The sequence below is a fragment of the Brevibacterium sp. ZH18 genome (assembly GCF_022748595.1).
Classification (GTDB): domain Bacteria; phylum Actinomycetota; class Actinomycetes; order Actinomycetales; family Brevibacteriaceae; genus Brevibacterium.
This window is the reverse complement of the sequence record NZ_JALDSX010000025.1, coordinates 14,195-30,473: the sequence shown is the minus strand read 5'-3', so window position 1 is coordinate 30,473 and position 16,279 is coordinate 14,195. Positions and strand designations below refer to the sequence as shown.

The following is a 16,279-nucleotide window of genomic DNA, read 5'->3' as shown; positions in this document are numbered from 1 at the left end:
CGTCGGCGCGCGGCGTTCCCCAGGGGGCGCCGCGGCCTCGGTGCACTCGCGACGGCCCTGAAACGCAGACAGAGCTCTGAGCGCAAGCGCCGTTGAAGCTGTAGTGCTGGGCGGGTCTCAGATCAGGTCGAGGATCGCCTCTGCGGTGGCGTGGGAGTCGTTGAGCGTCGTCGCGTTCGAGTGCGGATTCGCTGCGATCGCCAGGCCCCACTGCACCGACGAGAGCTGGATGGACAGCGCGAAGCGGCGAGGATGGACGGCGCCGTCGACGTCGATGGTGCGGTAGGGGCGAGGTGTCAGGGCCAGGCCGCCCAGGAACTTCTCCCGACCGTCGTCCAAGGTCAGACGGGCCGGTGTCAGTTGGCCGCGGTCGACCATCCCGTGGACGAGCACATCGGCGGCACGTGTCACCGAGTTCGTCGGTGATGCCGCGTCGATGACGACGCTGCCCGTGAGTGAACCCGCCACCTGCGCCGAGGTGACCGTGAAGATCTGTGGCAATGTGTCCGCCCGCTGGCGTGAGCTCGCGTCCGCACTCACATCCGCACCCGCACTCGCGTCCGCACTCACCGCCGCGCTAGCCTCGATGCGCATGTCCGGGCCGATGAACTCGACGATGCCCGCCTCGGCGAGGGCGAGGAGCTCAGCGATGCGCTGCGGTGGAGGGCCGTCGCAGATGCCCGAGACGAAGCTTTCGAACCAGCCGCAGATCTCCATGTCGATGCTGACGCGATCGATGTGGCCGGCGACGATGAGCTCCTTGAGCAGAAGCCGCGACTGCCAGAGCACATTGAACAGGGACTTCTCCGGGTCGCCTGCCGGTCCGGCAAGCGAAGCGTGCAGGTCGGTGCGCAGGAAGTCGAGCATCCAGTCATGGAGCGAGCCCTCGGCTCCCGGCTCGCGACCGGAGAACTCGCGGCCCTCGAGGGGGTTGAGGAGTTCATGCAGTGACATGCTATCAGCGGGATCAGGGACGAGGCTCTCCTCGATCTCGGCCCAGGCGAAGGCCTCGCGGGTGACCCTGCCCTGGCGAGCCGCCTCATGCTCGGAAGTCGCACTCTGCGCCGCAGACTGTTGTGACGCCGCCTCGGTGGAAGCACCGCCCGAAGGCTGCGTCTTCGTCTCAGCCTGCGTCTTCGTCTGCGTCTGCGCTTCAGCATGGGTGTCTGCGGCTTCGGGGTGGGTCTCCTGCCAGGTGCGCCTGGTCAGGTGACGGGACACCGCCTCGGCGATGGCTTCACGCAGCTGCCCCGGATCACCGGCGAATGCGGCGGGACGCACATGGGAGAGCGTGCTGTAGTAGGCGAAGCGCAGGTCGGCGAGGACGAGTGGCCAGAGCTGATCGTTGAATCGGGCTCCTGCCTTGCGCTCGCCGTCGAGGTCGTCGAGTCCGGCCAGGAGCGCGATGTTCTCCTTCGTGAAGTAGCGCAGGGGCCAGGCGGAGCGCGGGTGCTCACGGCAGATGGGCTTGCTGCGGTAGGGGATGCCGCGGCGTGATCCAAGCGCCAGGACTGGCTCCTCGCCGCTGGGCACATAACGGAGTTCGCCGGATGCATCGGGGGAGGTGCCTGCGGCGCCGGACGGGTCGGAGGAGGCACCCGCCTGAGGAACCGGCTCGAAACGGCCTCCGCGCTCGTGGGTGAACAGGGTCTGGAGGTCGAAGTAGTTGAGCCCCATGCCGCGGACGATGACGCGGTTGCCGGGGGCCACCTCGGCGACGGGAGCCTCTGCGGGCAGACCTTGGGGGATGTAACGACCGCCCGAGCGCTGGGCAAAGGCGGCGAGCCGGGCGCGCTCCTCTGTCTGCGCACTGGGGATGTGGCCAACGGCGAGGACGACCGCCGAGGCGATGATGACGGTGCCGTCCTGGCAGCGGACCACCTGGGGTGGGGCGACGCCGAGGTCCTCGCCGTCGGGCAGGGGTGGCAGCGGCAGGTCGACTGTGGGGAGATCGATGATGGATTCGACGGTCGTCGGGTGCTCGACGATCTCGATGAAGTCGGGGCAGGCCTCGCGGATGCGGGCAAAGGAGTCGCGGAGGTAGCGGCCGTAGAGGGCGCGGCTCGGGAAGGTGGCGTCGATAGGGTCGGTGCCGCCCCGGGCCTGGTACCACTCGCCCATATTCGGGCCGATGGGCTCGGCATCGGGGGAGAGGAAGGCACAGCTGGAATCGGGGAAGATCGTCTGCTCGGCGATCGTGGTGTTCATCAGCAGCGTCTCTGGCTGGTCGGTGCGCCAGACGATGCCGGCACCGGCTGGGTACGGGTCGATGAGGTGGATGGTGAACCGTGGACGGTCCTCGCCTCCGGCGCCGGCGCCGACCTCGGTGAACCGCTCGTTCGAGAGTGCGACAAGTCGTTCCAGAACGCTGAGTCCGCGCGGGCCTGCCCCGACGATGACGACGGAGGGGGCCTCCGCTTCGGGACTTTCAGACGGTTCGGGTGCTGCGGTCACCCTTGGTCTCCGGCTCCCGGACCCGGGTAGCCCGGGAAGTCGTCGCCGGGCTTGAAGCCCTTCGGGTAGCACTTGCCCTGGGCATCCGGCTCGCCGGGTTTGGTGGTTTCTGTCGCCTCTCCGCTGGCGCCATCGGCCGACGCGCCATCGGCGCTGTTGGAACCCTTGTCCGTCTTATCGTCCTTCGTGGAGTCGTCCTTCTTCTGGTCCTTGCCGGCGTCGTTAGTCGGCTGGGCAGTCTCCTGGCCGTTGGAAGCGCCCTTGACCTCACCGAGGATCCACTTGTGGAGGACATCGAAGTCGGGGTTGTAGGTGGGGGTGACATCGTTGTTGATCTGGACGGTCGTGACGTCGCCCTTCTGCATGGCCAGGGCCAGCTCGATGAAGGCCGGCACCTCGTTCTGCGGGATCGACGTCGCAATATTGCGAGACGCCGAGTTCGCGAGCTTCGGATACGCCGTGGCGAGCTCTCGCGGATCGATCTGGTCGAGCGTGGTCTTGATCATCCGCTGCTGACGGCACATGCGGTCGTAGTTGTCGCTGCCTTCACGGGACCTGACGTACCACAGCGCGTCCTTGCCCTTGAGAGTCTGCGGACCTGGGTCTACCCATCCGTAGATCTTGTTCGGGACGCCGTTCATCGACTTTCCGCCGCCCATCGGGATCGGGCGTTCGACGTCGATCTTGACGCCGCCGATGGCATCGACCACGTCCTGGAAGCCGGCCATGTCGACCGAGGCCCAGTAGTCGAGTTTGAGGCCCAGCGAGCCTTGGACCGCCTGCATAGTGGCGGCCATTCCGGGCTCGAGTCCGTGGGTGTCGCCGACTACGTCTTTGTTCTGTTCGCCCCATTGCCAGACGGAGTTGATGAGGTCGACGGAAGAATCGCCGGTGGGGCGGAATCCGTCGGGCCATGCCTTGGCGAGAGAACTTCCCTCCGGGAAGATGGGGAACGCGAGGTTACGCGGGACCGAGATGAGAGCGGCGTTGCCCGTCTTCGTGTCGATCGAGGCCACGAGCATCGTGTCGGGGCGGGTTCCCTCACGGTCGTCGCCGTTGTCGCGACCCATGAGGAAGACGTTGATGTACGGCTTGTCCTTCCACAGCTCCTTGGCATCGAGTGCCTTGCCGTTGCTGTCGCCGAACAGGCTCGAGACGGTGTTGCCCTGAACGCGGGCGTAGACGGATCCGACGCCGAAGGGAATACCGATGATCAGCGCGAGTGAGACGACGAGGACGCCGGCCAGCTTGTTCTGCCACGGGGTGTACCGGTGACCCCTGCGCAGCCCGAGGTGCGAAACCACCATGACGATGATCCAGACCACGCCGACGACGGCGGCGAGCACCGCGATGGTGCTGAGGATGCTCGGGCTCGACACGATCATGCCGATCGCGCGGATCGGGCCCTTGATGAGGAGGTAGAGGATTCCGCCGACGACGGTGAGGATGAATCCGGCGAGCAGGACGATGCCCACAGGCCGGAATCGTGTGCGCAGTAGTCCGATGCCGGGCAGCAGGGTGCTCAGCGAGGTCCAGCCGACGAGGCTGGGGAACGCTTCGCCGACGCGCGAGGAATGCCGACGGGCCCGGTGCACGCGTTCGTCGGTGGAGTCCTCATCTGTTCTGCGATCGGTTCGGGGGCTGCCTGCGGCGCCGACTGCGGCGGCACCCGCTGAGGCTGCTGTGGCGCGGCGGTTCGGGCGCAGCGAGCGAAGACTCGGGCGGGAACCTTCCTGCCGAGGACCATTCGTTCGACGGTCCCGGCGGCTCGGCAGTGACTCGTCGTCGGAGACTGAATCTGAGTCGGATCCACGGGCTGAGTCGGATCCGCGCGCCGAGGCGGATGCGCGGTCGTGCGCATCACGTTGACCGGCCGGGCCGGCCGGGTTCGACCCGGTGGTGGAGGTTGTCTCGGCGGCGTTGGAGGAGGCATCTGGGGAGTTGCCGAGGTTGTCAGTGCCGTCGAAACCGTTGCTACGGTCATCGCGACGTTCGCTGCCGTCGGCATCGGCGCGGTTACGGTCGTTTTCGCTGTCGAATGTCGGTCGCGGAGAGGACGCGGCGGCGGCAACACCGGCTGCCGAAGCGCCTCCGGTTGCCGCTGCGCGGAGCATCCGTGCTTCGCGACGAGTGCGCGGGGCGACCGGTCGAGGAGTCGGCGCCTTCGAGGAGTTCTGGTCCACACCTGCCGCGGACTTCGCCGACCCTGCCCGCTTCGCCGACTTTGAGTCTCGTGGCGTTTCGGAGGCCGACTTGGAGTCGGAGCGCGGATTCGTCCGGTCCGAGGATTTCGACTGTGAGGAATTCGGCGAGTACGACGAGTCGGAGCGATTGTTCTGCTGTGCTGACCGGTGGTCGGATGCCGCTTTCGGGGCGGATGGCTGCGAGGAAGTCGAACCGCTGTCACTGGCGGCGGCATCACCGCGGAACCGAGGTCGAGAAGAAGCGCGGAGACGGCGGCCCGCAGAGGGCGAATTGGGATCGTTCCCATTCGGTCCTTGCTTGTCAGGGGGAATCTCTGGCAAGTTCTTTACTCCTCATAGTTCACTTCTCGTGCTGTGTGCATTGCTCAATGCGCCCGTCAGTCGGCGCGCTTTGCGGCCGATCGTGAGCGCAGGGGCATCTCCGGAGCATCGTTCTCATATCCGTAGGAGAGCAAACCGCAGAGCACTTCAGATCGATTTTACGCCTGTACATTGATGAATGCTGGAATTCAGGTGTCAGTCAGCAGAAGAAGCCCGCCGGTGCAGGCGGTTTTCCGGCGATCCCGTCCTTGCCCGCAGAGCGGTGGATATGATCAAGACCACTCACTGCGTGCACGCTTTGCTCTCGATGGCCACTTTCGCATAGGCTGTCCCCGTAGTGCGAACTGCAGATTCGAGGCTCTCCTCGCGGGGCGTCATCGAGTCAGTATCTGGAGTCGTGGCTGAGCGGCCGAAAGCGTCACCCTGCTAAGGTGAAGTCCCTTGAACTGGGGACCGTGGGTTCAAATCCCACCGACTCCGCGTTGTGGAAAGCCCCTGTGAACCGTTGAATCAAGCGGATCACAGGGGCTTTCGCCTTCCCGGAAGCGATGTCCTGTGATCTCCTGAGATGTCCTGCGATGTCCTGGGCCTACACGCTCCGACAACTCCCCGAAGGCTGGTCCTCTCAGCAGGAATGGTGAGCGTCTTCCTGCGTTGCCAGACAATCCGCGATAGTTCGATCTCCCCAACTATGGAACTACCGGGGGTGGTGCTGGTGCAGTCGATCCTCTAGCATCGATATTGTCAGTCAATCTGATGTGGCTGATCGAATCGAGAATGAGGAGCAACTGCCATGAAGATTTTGCTTGTCGGAGCTGGTGGCCATGTCGGCGGTGTCGCAAAAGCCGAACTGGAGTCCCGTGGCCACGACGTCGTGGCGGCCTCTCGATCGACTGATCCCGGAGTCGACACATCCGATCCCGAATCAATCGGCGCCCTACTCAAGGCTGTGGGCCGCGTAGACGCCATCGTCGTCGCTGTCGGTTCGGCTGCCTTCAAGCCGGTGACCGAGCTGACGCGTGAGGACTATATGGATGCCTTCACGTCAAAAGCTCTGGGTCAGATCGAGTTCGTCAGACAAGGACTCGACTATCTCAACGACGGCGGATCGATCACGGTGACGACGGGCGTGCTCAGCCGCGAACCGGTGCCGACGGCTGCGGCGGCAGCGCTCGTCAATGGTGCGGTCGAGTCCTTCGTTATCTCCGCGGCGCCCGAGCTGCCGCGCGGTATCCGCATCAACGCGGTGAGCCCCAACGTGCTGAAGAACTCCCCGCACTTCCATGATGCATTCGCTGGAATGGTGCCCGTCACCGATGAGCAGGTCGGAGCTGCGTTCGTGCGCTCGGTCGAGGGCAACGTGACTGGCCGAGTCATCGCTATCTGAGAATTTCGCGGCATTCGTCCGACGACAGCGACGAGTGCCGGAGATCCGGGCGCTAGGCTGTGAGCCGCGCGAATTCGGCTGCAGTCTGCGTGTCGGACAGCCCGCACCATCCGTCTCGAGAAAGTAGTGCAGCAGTGGAGTCGCTGGGTCCAGAATCAGGGAGTGCCGACCGCATTGCAGCGCGTCGTCCGGTGTCCAATACCGAACGACGGCAGCGCGTCGTTGATGAGATCAAACGCCGCATCATCCTCGGCGAGATATTGCCGGGGCAGCGGATCATCGAAGCCGAGCTGACGTCCTCTCTCGACGTCAGCCGCCCGACTGCGCGTGAGGCGCTCAATCAGATGGCCCGTGACGGTTTCCTCATCCAGGAGGCATACCGCGGTCTGCGCGTCGCCGATATCCATGTCGATTCTCTGCTCGAGATCGCACGTGTCCGAGTTGCGCTGGACACGGAAGCCATCAACGAGATCCTCGCGGACACCTCCGGCAGGAGGATGGCCGACTTGGAGCGGGTTTGGGAGAGGTTCGAATCCGCAGGCGTCGATTCGGACCCGCTGGTCCTGCACGAGGCTCACGTTCGGTTCCATCGTGGAATCTGGGAAGCTGCGGACAACTATCTCCTCATGCGGATCTGGCCGGTCGTCGAAGCCCAGATGACGCTCATTCTTGCCTACGATCAGTTCACCCGGCGGGATGCCCGCCGTGCGCACGCGATTCACGCGGCGCTCATGGTCGCGATTCGCAGCGGCGATGCCGAGCGGATCCGCACTGCTCTCGACATCCACACGATGGACAGTGCGCAGGAACTCGCCTTTCTCATCGGCGGCTCCAGCCAAGGCTGACGGCTGCAGTCAAAACTGACGGCTGCTTCCTTAACAGCTTCAGCTCGAGCCCTTCATCCTGGCATCAGAGTCGCGGAATCGTGCTCGACACCAGGTGATTCTCTGCATCAGACGGGCATCCCCTCGGTGAATTCTTTGTATTCGGATATTCCATTGACGTGATCGTTTTCATTGCGTAGCGTATTCAACAAGTGATTGTCATACAATCCATGCGAGCTCAATCGAAGCCGCGGCCAACGTCGGACGCGGACTGCCGTCAGGGGGACCGGATGAAAACAGTTGTCATCGGAGGTGGAGTCGTTGGACTCGCCAGTGCCTATGAACTGGCAGTCGCCGGCTGCGACGTCACGGTTCTGGAAGCAGGACAGTGCGGGGCGGGGGCGTCCCATGGCAACGCGGCCAAGGTCGCACTTGCGGAGAGCACTCCTGTCCCCGCGCCGGGAGTCCTTCTGCAGGGGATCAAGTGGATGCTCAGACCTGACAGCCCGCTGTCGATCAGACCGTCGGTGGCCCCGGGGTACCTCAAATTCCTGCTCCGAATGGCCACGCACTGCAATGCACGCGACTTTGCGGCAGGCCTCGATCTGCATCTGCACCTCGGGTCTGATGCCAACGAGCTCTTCGACGAATATCAGCGGCAGGGCATCGACTTTGAAATGCACGATCGAGGGGTGCTCCTGGCGTTTGAGACCAAAGAGCGCTTCGACGAGCACAGCGCGAGTCTTGCCGCATTCGAGTCCGCCGGACATGTCTTCGAACGACTTCATGGTGATGCGGTCCGCACGGCCGAACCCGCGCTGAGCGAACGGATCAGACACGGGTTGTTCTTCCCGGCCGATCGTCAGATCGAACCCGATTCCCTCACGCGGGCACTCGTCGGCAAACTCCAGGAGCTCGGGGCCACCGTGCGCGAGGGGGTGAGCGTGAACAGTTTCGTGCGCTCGGGTGACACAGTGACCGCAGTGGTGACGAGCGACGCGGAAGTCATCACCGCTGATGCCGTCGTGGTGGCGGCCGGAGTGCCGACCAGTGGACTGCTCGCGAAACTCGGCCAGAAGGTGCCCATCTACTCGGGCAAGGGCTACAGCATCGACTACTCACCCGCTCCGATCGAGCTCAGGACCTCCCTGACCCTCGAGGACGCACGGGTGGCGGTGACACCGCTCAACGGCACCCTGCGCTTGGCCGGAACGATGGAGTTCGGCAGCAGAGACGACAACGTCAATGGGGTCCGGGTTGAAGCGATCCGTCGATCAGCGCGCGAAGCCTTCCACTCCTGGGGCGAGCCCGTGGGAGAGAAAGCACCGTGGGCAGGGTCGCGACCCATGACTCCGGACGGGCTTCCGGTCATCGGCCGTCTCGACATTGCGAAGAACGCCTATGTGAACTCGGGACACTCGATGCTGGGGCTTACCTTGGCGCCGGGCTCGGCGAAGGTGCTGGCAGACGTCATGCTCGATCGTCGGCCTAGCCTCAGCCCGGAACTCCTCGCGCGCATCTCCCCGAACCGATTCTGACCAGCCGCACAACCGAATACGATCATCCGAAACTGTCCGTCGTCCACAGCAGCACGCGGGACAGTGCCAGAAAGGCCCATCATGACTTCTCACTTCAGCGGCATCCTCGCCGCATGCGTCACTCCGTTCACCGCCGATGGACGTGAGATCGACATTGCAGGGATCAGCGCCCAGGTCGACCACATCATCTCCGGGGGCGTCAACGGTTTGGTCCCCGGCGGTTCGACAGGAGAGTTCCCGGCGCTCTCTGCAGCTGAGCGCAAGGCTTCCAACCGCGCCTATGTCGACGCGGCTGGGGGCCGGGTGCCTGTGGTCGCCGGCACGGGTGCCCTGAGTACTGCGGAAACGATCGAGCTCAGCCAGGACGCCGAAGCGGCGGGGGCCGACGCGCTCATGATCGTGCCGCCGTACTATGACACCCCGTCGTTCGACGAGATCATTGCCCACTACGCAGCCGTCTCGGATGTGGTGGACCTGCCGATCATGTTCTACAACATCCCCGGTGCCACCGGCCTTGAACTCACCCCCGAGGAATTCGGACGTCTCGGTCGGGAGACCGGTGTCACGAGCTATAAGGACACGGGCGGTGACTTCTCCGTTTTCACCCAGGTCCACTTCAACCACGCGGACGACATCCAAGCGCTCAACGGCTGGGACACTCTGACCTTCAGCGCATTGGCACTCGGCGCCGAAGCGGGAGTCTGGGGCGCGGCGAGCATCATTCCGCGACTGTGCGCTGATCTCTACCAGGCTTTGGCCGTCGACTCGGATCTGCAGCGAGCTCGCAAGCTCTGGGCGAAGATCAACCCGATCTGCGTGTTCTTGGAATCGCACAACTACGCGTGTGCGATCAAGACCGGCCTCGAGCTGGTCGGAGTCCCTGCCGGGCCGACACGAGCGCCGATCCGAGCCCTGGCTGTCGAGCATCGCGACGAGTTGCGTGGACTCCTCGAAGCGGCTGGAGTCAGCACCGGCCCGTGACAGCTCATCTCTTGTCCGTCGTGCGTCCGCTGCCAGCAGCGGTCGCGCCCTTCACCGCCGAACGTCGAGACACTTCACGCGAGGAATCCACATCATGACAAACAGACAGCTCATCCAAGCGGTCGACGTCCACGCTGCCGGAGAGCCGGGGCGGGTGCTCATGGGCTCGGGCCTCCGGGTCAAAGGGTCGACGATGGCCGAGCGGCTGCGCTACTGCGAAGAGAACCTCGAGGATCTGCGCACCCTGGTTCTGCAGGAGCCGCGCGGTTATCCCGGGCTCTGCTCACCGCTCATCGTGCCACCGGTGGATCCGACCTGTGACTTCGGAATGATCGTCATGGAGCAGGGAGGGTTCCGACCGATGTCCGGGTCGAACCTCATCTGCTCGGTCACGGCACTCGTCGAGACCGGCGCGATCGATGTGGAGGAGCCCATCACCACCCTGCGGGTGGACACTGCGGTCGGAGTCGTCACCGTGCGCGCGGAAGTGGAGAACGGTCGAGCCAGGAAGGTCACCTTCGACAACGTGCCCGCGTTCGTCCACGGACTCGATCTGCCCCTCGAGGTCCCTGGCTGCGGAACGATCCCGGTCGATATCGTCTTCGGGGGACAGTTCTACGTCCAAGCGAAGGCAGAGGACCTCGGCGTCGATCTGGACCCGAGGAACGCCAAGGCCGTCATCAGGGCGGCCTCGGTGCTGCGCAAAGCTGCCGACGAAGCCTTCGACGTCTGCCATCCGCTGCTCCCCGAGATCGATTCGATTGCTCTGCCGATGGTCCACGGGTCCGCGCAGACCGCGGGAACGCACGGCCGCAATGCGGTTGTCCTGCCTAATGGCGAAGTCGACCTCGATGATCCGAGCACGTGGACGGGCACGCTCGACCGCTCGCCGTGCGGGACGGGAACAAGCGGCCGTGTGGCGGCGAAATACGCGAGAGGCGAACTGGAGATAGGGGAGCAGTTCGTCCACGAATCGATGATGGGCACAACGTTCACCGCCGAGGTGAAGGAGGAAGCCGCAGTGGGCGACCTCCCAGGCGTGATCCCCTCCATCAGCGGCCGCGGTTGGATCACAGGATTCCAGCAGCTGGTCCTCGAAAGCGACGATCCGTTCCCGGTCGGCTACACCGTGGCCGACATCTGGGGGCTTGGCCTGGGCCGGCTCACAGCCGACAGCTCCTCGGCGGCGGAACCTGCCGACGTCCATAATGCTGCCAACGACCACAACGGCGACCACAACGCCGACTCCGACGAGCGAGGCTGACCGTGGAACTCGATGGAATGACGGTGCTGGTCACAGGTGCCGCGGGTGGTATCGGGACGGCAATCGCAGCTGCATGCGCCCGACAAGGTGCCGTCGTCGCCGCTGTCGACCGTGTGGAGGCGGTGCCCGATCCTACGTTGCCCGCCGAGGTGCGTGATCGCATCGTCGCCTTCGCCGCTGACATTTCGACCCCTGAGGGCTGCACCCGAACCGTCGCCGAGGTGCTCGCTCACTTCGGCGCCATCGGCGGGCTGGTCAACTGCGCCGGGGTGATGCGGCGCGGTGCTCTGTTGGAGACGGACGAAGACGACTGGGAGGCAACCTACGCCGTGAACGTCGCCGCAGTCGTCCGGCTGTGCCGTGCAGTGCTGCCGACGATGATCGACGCCGGTTCCGGAGCGATCGTCAACATCGCCTCCCAGTGGGGGCTGCAACCCGCCGCGGGACACATCGCCTACAACAGTTCCAAAGCAGCCGTGGCATCCCTCAGCCGAAGTCTGGCCCGTGACTACGGCGCTGCCGGGATCCGAGTGAACTCGATCTGTCCGGGAGAGATCCTGACCCCGATGGTGCAGCGCAAGCTCGACGATTCGGGTATCACCGAGGCAGAGCTGGCCGGATCGATTCCGCTCGGGCGACTCGGCCGTCCGAGTGAGGTTGCCGAACTGACGACGTTCCTGCTCAGCGACCGGGCTTCCTTCATATCCGGTGCTGCCGTCGAGATCGCCGGCGCCCAACAAGTCGGCTGACCGACACTGGTCGGATGACCGACATTGATCAGTTGTCAGAGGAGAACACGATGACCACCACAGATCACATGCCGCTGAGCGGCCGGAAGGTCCTCGTGACCGGGGCATCGAAGGGAATCGGAGCAGCCATCGCCCGAACTGTCCACCGCGACGGTGGCGCCGTGGCGATCCACTACAACTCGGACGAGTCCGCCGCCCGAGCGCTCTCGGACGAGCTGGGTGATCGGGCGTGGCTCGTTCCGGGCGATCTGTCGCAGCCGGGCACCGCGCGTTCGCTGTGGCAGACTGCGACAGCTGCTCTCGACGGAATCGACACCCTGGTCAACAATGCCGGCGCATGGATCGCGTCACCTCTCGACGACGAACAGGGATGGGACGCTGGCTGGGCGGCGAACATGCAGCTCAATCTGCAGGCCGCCGCTGATCTGTGTCGTTGCGCGCTCCTGGAGTTTCCTGCCCGGGGCGGCGGGTCGATCATCAACATCACGAGCCGCTCCGCTCATCGCGGAGATGATGCCGAGCATCTTGCCTACGGGGCGGCCAAAGGTGGTCTGCTCAGCCTCACGAAGGGCATCGCACGCGGATACGGGGACCGGGGAGTGCTGGCGTATGCGATTGCTCCGGGATGGGTCGAGACCGGCCTGTCCGCAGGGGCCGTCGCCGAGGATGTCCTGGCCGGGCTTCCGCTGCGTGAAGTCACGCCTCCGGAAGACGTCGCCGAACTCGTGGCGTTCCTCGCCTCGGGACGGTCACGACATCTCACGGGCTCGACCCTCGACATCACGGGAGCCGACTATGTGCGCTGAGTGAGCGAGCAGCAGGGTTCGGCCGTCATCATCAATGCAAAGGAGCAATCATGACGTGGGAAAGAAATCTGGAGATCGTCGACGCTCACGCCGAAGGAGAAATCGGACGTGTCATCATCGACGGGGTCGGTGAGGTGCCGGGCGAAACGATGTTCGACAAGAAGATCTGGCTGGAGCGCAACCGTGACGAGATCCGACAGTTCGTCCTGTTCGAACCGCGCGGAGCCGTGTGGCACAACGCGAACATCATCCTTCCGTCGAACGATCCACGCGCAGCGATGGGCTACGTCATTCTCGAATCGACGGAGTACCCGGCGATGTCGGGGTCGAACACGATGTGCGTGGCGACAGTTCTGCTCGAGCGGGGAATCGTCCCCATGCAGGAGCCCGTCACGGATCTGACCTTGGAGTCTGCGGCCGGACTCATCACGGTCCGCTGTGAATGCAGCAACGGCAAAGTCACCAGCGTCCGCTTCGTCAATCAGCCGGCGTTCGTCTACCACCGTGACGCCGTCATCGAGATCGAGGGCTTCGGAAGCAGACGGATCGACGTCGCCTACGGAGGGATGACCTACGCCATGGTCGAGTCCGAGGACTTCGGAGTCGACATCGATCCCTCGGAAGCCCGAGAGCTGTGCGACCTCGGAGAGAAGATCAAGATGGCTGCAGCCGAACAGCTGCAGGTCTCCTTCCCCGGGAACCCTGAGATGCCGGGCATCACCAACATCGAGTTCATGGGACCGCTGGAGCGGAACGACGGCATACTGACGGCCAAGAACACCGTGGTGGTCTCACCGGGGCGAGGCGATCGTTCACCATGCGGGACTGGTTCATCGGCGCGATTGGCACTCATGTATGCGCGAGGAGAGCTGAGCGTCGGTGAGAAGTTCATCCACCAATCGATCACCGGCACCACTTTCACCTGTGAGATCGATGGGCTCGCAACGGTCGGGAGCTACGATGCAGTGATCCCCGCCATCGCCGGTCGCGCCTGGATCTACGGCTTCACTCAGACAGTGCTGGATCCGAGTGACCCCTATCCGAACGGGCATGCACTCGCGGACACCTGGTTCGACACGTCGAACCTCACCATGGAGCAGTGGCGACGGATAGCCGACCTCAACTCACGGAAGTGACACCTTTCCGGCAACACTGATGTCCGGGCAGCACTGATGTCCGGCAACACTGATGTCTGGCAACACTGATCTCGGGGATTGCTGCAAGCGAGATGGGCGCCCTGGGACAAGCACGCGCAAGGGCCTGCTTCCGTGAACTGCCAAGGGCCGGAACCCCGACGATGGGGTTCCGGCCCTTGGCAGTGTCCTCAGATTACGGTCAGAACCGCACTGCGTCGATGAACTTCTTGAGCTCGGGATCATCCGCCTTGTTGAATGCTTCATCCGGTGTGGCGTTCACTGCGATCTCGCCCTCGTGGAAGAACACCACTCTGTCCGCAGCCTTCGACGCGAAAGCCATGTCGTGCGTGACAAGAGCGACCGCAATGCCCTCCTCCTCTTTGAGCCTGCGCAGAACGTCGAGGACCTCCGCGGCCACCGGAGGGTCGAGTGCACTCGTGATCTCGTCGCACAGCAGAAGCTTCGGTCGCATCATCAGTGCACGGGCGATCGCAACGCGTTGCCGCTCACCACCGGAGAGCTCGCTGGGACGGGAGTGGATGTGGTCGGACATCCCCACCTCGGCGAGGGCCTTCTCTGCGCGCTCCAGCGCCGCGGACTCGGACATGCCCAGCCGCTTCCGCGGGGCCAGAGTCAGATTCTTGAGTACATCCATGTGCGGCCACAGGGTGTAGCTCTGGAAGATCATGCCGACGTGGGAGTCGACCTGCTTCCAAGCCGGAGTGCGCTTCGAATCCTCGAACACGACTTCGCCGTCGAAGGTCATCGTGCCATCATCGGGGTCGGTGAGTCCGGCGATGGCACGCAGCAGCGTGGACTTGCCCGATCCCGACCTGCCGATGATGACGGTGATGTCGCCGGCGAGCATGTCGAAGTCGATGCTCTTCATGACCTCACGGTCGCCGAAGCTCTTCTTCAGCCCACGGCAGGACACGAGCACATCACCGGACTTCGCGGTGATGTCCCTGTGCGACCCGGTGTGGGCGGCAGAGTTCTCACTCATGGTTTGACCTCGACCTTCGTTGCTGGAATCATCTGCGCCGCCAAGCTCTTCCGGCGAGTGCCGCGCACATTGCCCGTCTCCATCATGTTGCGTTCGATCTTGCTCAGGATGAGCGAAGCGGGGAACGCGATGAGGAAGTACATGAGCGCAGCGACTGTCAGGATCTCCAGTGCCCGGTAGGACTCGGTGGAGATCTTGTTCGCCGTGAACATCAGATCCGCCACTGCGATCGTGGACACCAGGGCGGTGTCCTTGAACAGTGAGATGTCGAGCGACATGATCACCGGCAGCTGCTGCTTGAGTGCCTGCGGAACGATGATGTGACGGATCTGCTGGAACCTGGTTAGGCGCAGCATCTTGCCTGCTTCGACCTGTTCAGGAGGAACTGCCTGGAATCCGCTGCGGTAGGCCTCCGCCATGAACGCGGTGAGGTTGAGCGTCAGTGCGATGACCGCCGAGATCGTGCCGGGAATGGTGATCCCGGTCAGAGTCGGCAATGCGTAGTAGACCCAGAACAGCTGCACGAGAAGCGGGGTGCAGCGGAAGATCTCGATGTAGAGCTGTGCGATCCACCGCACCACCTCGATGTTGGACATGCGCAGCAGAGCCACAGGAATGGCCAGGACCATGCTGAGGATGATGACGATGACCGATATCTCCACGGTCAGGAGGAGGCCTTCGAGCAACCGTGGAAAGTTGTTCGTGACCACGCTCCAGTCGAACGTGTAATTCATGAGAATTCCCTTCTTCCAGGGGCCGGATCGGTCACTTCATTTCGAGGTCGCCGAGGTTGTCGGGCCCGATCACTCCAGCCTTGTCCAGCGCCGCCTGGAAGGAGCCGTCGTTCTTCGCATTCTGAATGGCGATGTTGATGACCTGCAGCGAGCGTTCGTCGATGTCAGCACTGACGCCGTAGTTCGAATCGCTCTTGAAGATGACCGGTTCCGGGCGGACGATCTTCAGTGACTTGTTCTTCTGAGCGGCATCCGCCAGGGTCGGGAGGTCACCGAACGCTGCGACTGCACGGCCGGCTTCCATCGCGGTGATCGACTGCGGGATCGCTTCGGCATTGACGATGTCGACTCCCAGGTCGACGACCCGGCGTTCGTAGGATGTGCCCGAGGCCACGGCAACCGGCTTCTTCGCCTTGATGACATCATCGGTGGACTTGATGCCGGAATCGGACTTGACGATCCACACGCCTTCGTAGGTGTAGACGGGGTCGGTGAACTGGATGGCCAGCGACCGCTCCGAGGTGGCGTCGAGGTACGCACCGACGTCGAACCGATCCGCTTGCAGGCCGGACACCATCTTCGACCACTCCGCGGGGACAGGAGTGAACTTCACGCCCATCTCCTTGGCCAGGTTCTGCAGCGGCAGCACGTTGGGCCCGCCCATCTTCCCGTCCTTCTGCTCACCCGTCATCGGAGGGGCTGATGCGATGCCGACGCGCAGCTCTCCGCTGTCCTTGATCTTCTTGATCCATGCTCCGTTCTCGGTTGCGCCCGCGCCGCTGTTGGAGCGCAGGCCTGCTCCGAAGTAGCCGCCGGCCAACGCGAGGACGATGACACCGACGATCGCGATGATGATCTGACTTGTTTTGGACATCTTT

13 protein-coding genes and 1 tRNA gene are annotated in these 16,279 nt (G+C 63.9%); 9 read left to right on the top strand and 5 right to left on the bottom strand.

Annotated features, from left to right (window positions below; translation table 11 throughout):
• Nucleotides 1–117: 117 nt before the first annotated feature.
• Together MPN20_RS10510 and MPN20_RS10505 are read right to left on the bottom strand one after the other, a co-directional pair.
• On the bottom strand, nt 118–2,454 hold the full coding sequence (locus MPN20_RS10510) for an FAD/NAD(P)-binding protein (protein ID WP_242781882.1): 2,337 nt from the start codon (nt 2,452–2,454) through the stop codon (nt 118–120).
• On the bottom strand, nt 2,451–4,637 hold the full coding sequence (locus MPN20_RS10505) for an LCP family protein (RefSeq protein ID WP_242781880.1): 2,187 nt from the start codon (nt 4,635–4,637) through the stop codon (nt 2,451–2,453). Before MPN20_RS10505 ends, MPN20_RS10510 begins: the two co-directional genes overlap by 4 nt.
• A 733-nt stretch (nt 4,638–5,370) precedes the next feature.
• On the opposite strand from MPN20_RS10505, the gene MPN20_RS10500 reads away from it, so the two are divergent.
• The 9 genes from MPN20_RS10500 (at nt 5,371) to MPN20_RS10460 (ending at nt 13,664) form a co-directional block, all read left to right on the top strand.
• Nucleotides 5,371–5,459: transfer RNA gene (locus MPN20_RS10500), tRNA-Ser, on the top strand.
• Between the two features lie 313 nt (nt 5,460–5,772).
• On the top strand, nt 5,773–6,366 hold the full coding sequence (locus tag MPN20_RS10495; RefSeq protein WP_242781872.1) for a short chain dehydrogenase: 594 nt from the start codon (nt 5,773–5,775) through the stop codon (nt 6,364–6,366).
• A gap of 191 nt (nt 6,367–6,557) precedes the next feature.
• Entirely contained in the window at nt 6,558–7,211 is a 654-nt protein-coding gene (locus MPN20_RS10490) for a GntR family transcriptional regulator (protein ID WP_242781870.1), read from the top strand.
• 269 nt (nt 7,212–7,480) lie between these two features.
• Nucleotides 7,481–8,728 (top strand): FAD-dependent oxidoreductase, encoded by a 1,248-nt coding sequence (locus MPN20_RS10485; RefSeq protein WP_242781868.1) that lies wholly within the window; start codon nt 7,481–7,483, stop codon nt 8,726–8,728.
• 81 nt (nt 8,729–8,809) lie between these two features.
• Nucleotides 8,810–9,709: a dihydrodipicolinate synthase family protein gene (locus tag MPN20_RS10480; RefSeq protein WP_242781867.1), complete on the top strand. Its 900-nt coding sequence runs from the start codon at nt 8,810–8,812 to the stop codon at nt 9,707–9,709.
• 94 nt (nt 9,710–9,803) lie between these two features.
• Nucleotides 9,804–10,973: a proline racemase family protein gene (locus MPN20_RS10475; protein WP_242781866.1), complete on the top strand. Its 1,170-nt coding sequence runs from the start codon at nt 9,804–9,806 to the stop codon at nt 10,971–10,973.
• A 2-nt stretch (nt 10,974–10,975) separates the two neighbouring features.
• The gene (locus tag MPN20_RS10470) at nt 10,976–11,722 is read left to right on the top strand and encodes an SDR family oxidoreductase (RefSeq protein WP_242781865.1); all 747 of its coding nucleotides are present in this window, start codon (nt 10,976–10,978) and stop codon (nt 11,720–11,722) included.
• A gap of 50 nt (nt 11,723–11,772) precedes the next feature.
• The gene (locus tag MPN20_RS10465; protein ID WP_242781864.1) at nt 11,773–12,528 is read left to right on the top strand and encodes an SDR family oxidoreductase; all 756 of its coding nucleotides are present in this window, start codon (nt 11,773–11,775) and stop codon (nt 12,526–12,528) included.
• A 50-nt stretch (nt 12,529–12,578) separates the two neighbouring features.
• Complete coding sequence (locus MPN20_RS10460) at nt 12,579–13,664, top strand: proline racemase family protein (RefSeq protein ID WP_242781863.1); 1,086 nt, start codon at nt 12,579–12,581, stop codon at nt 13,662–13,664.
• Between the two features lie 199 nt (nt 13,665–13,863).
• On the opposite strand, the gene MPN20_RS10455 is transcribed toward MPN20_RS10460, so the two are convergent.
• From MPN20_RS10455 to MPN20_RS10445, 3 genes are read right to left on the bottom strand one after another with little or no spacing between them, the layout of a single operon-like run.
• Nucleotides 13,864–14,667: an ATP-binding cassette domain-containing protein gene (locus tag MPN20_RS10455; protein WP_242781862.1), complete on the bottom strand. Its 804-nt coding sequence runs from the start codon at nt 14,665–14,667 to the stop codon at nt 13,864–13,866.
• On the bottom strand, nt 14,664–15,401 hold the full coding sequence (locus MPN20_RS10450; protein WP_242781861.1) for an amino acid ABC transporter permease: 738 nt from the start codon (nt 15,399–15,401) through the stop codon (nt 14,664–14,666). Before MPN20_RS10450 ends, MPN20_RS10455 begins: the two co-directional genes overlap by 4 nt.
• Nucleotides 15,402–15,432: 31 nt before the next feature.
• Complete coding sequence (locus MPN20_RS10445; protein WP_242781853.1) at nt 15,433–16,275, bottom strand: transporter substrate-binding domain-containing protein; 843 nt, start codon at nt 16,273–16,275, stop codon at nt 15,433–15,435.
• Between the last annotated feature and the right edge of the window lie 4 nt (nt 16,276–16,279).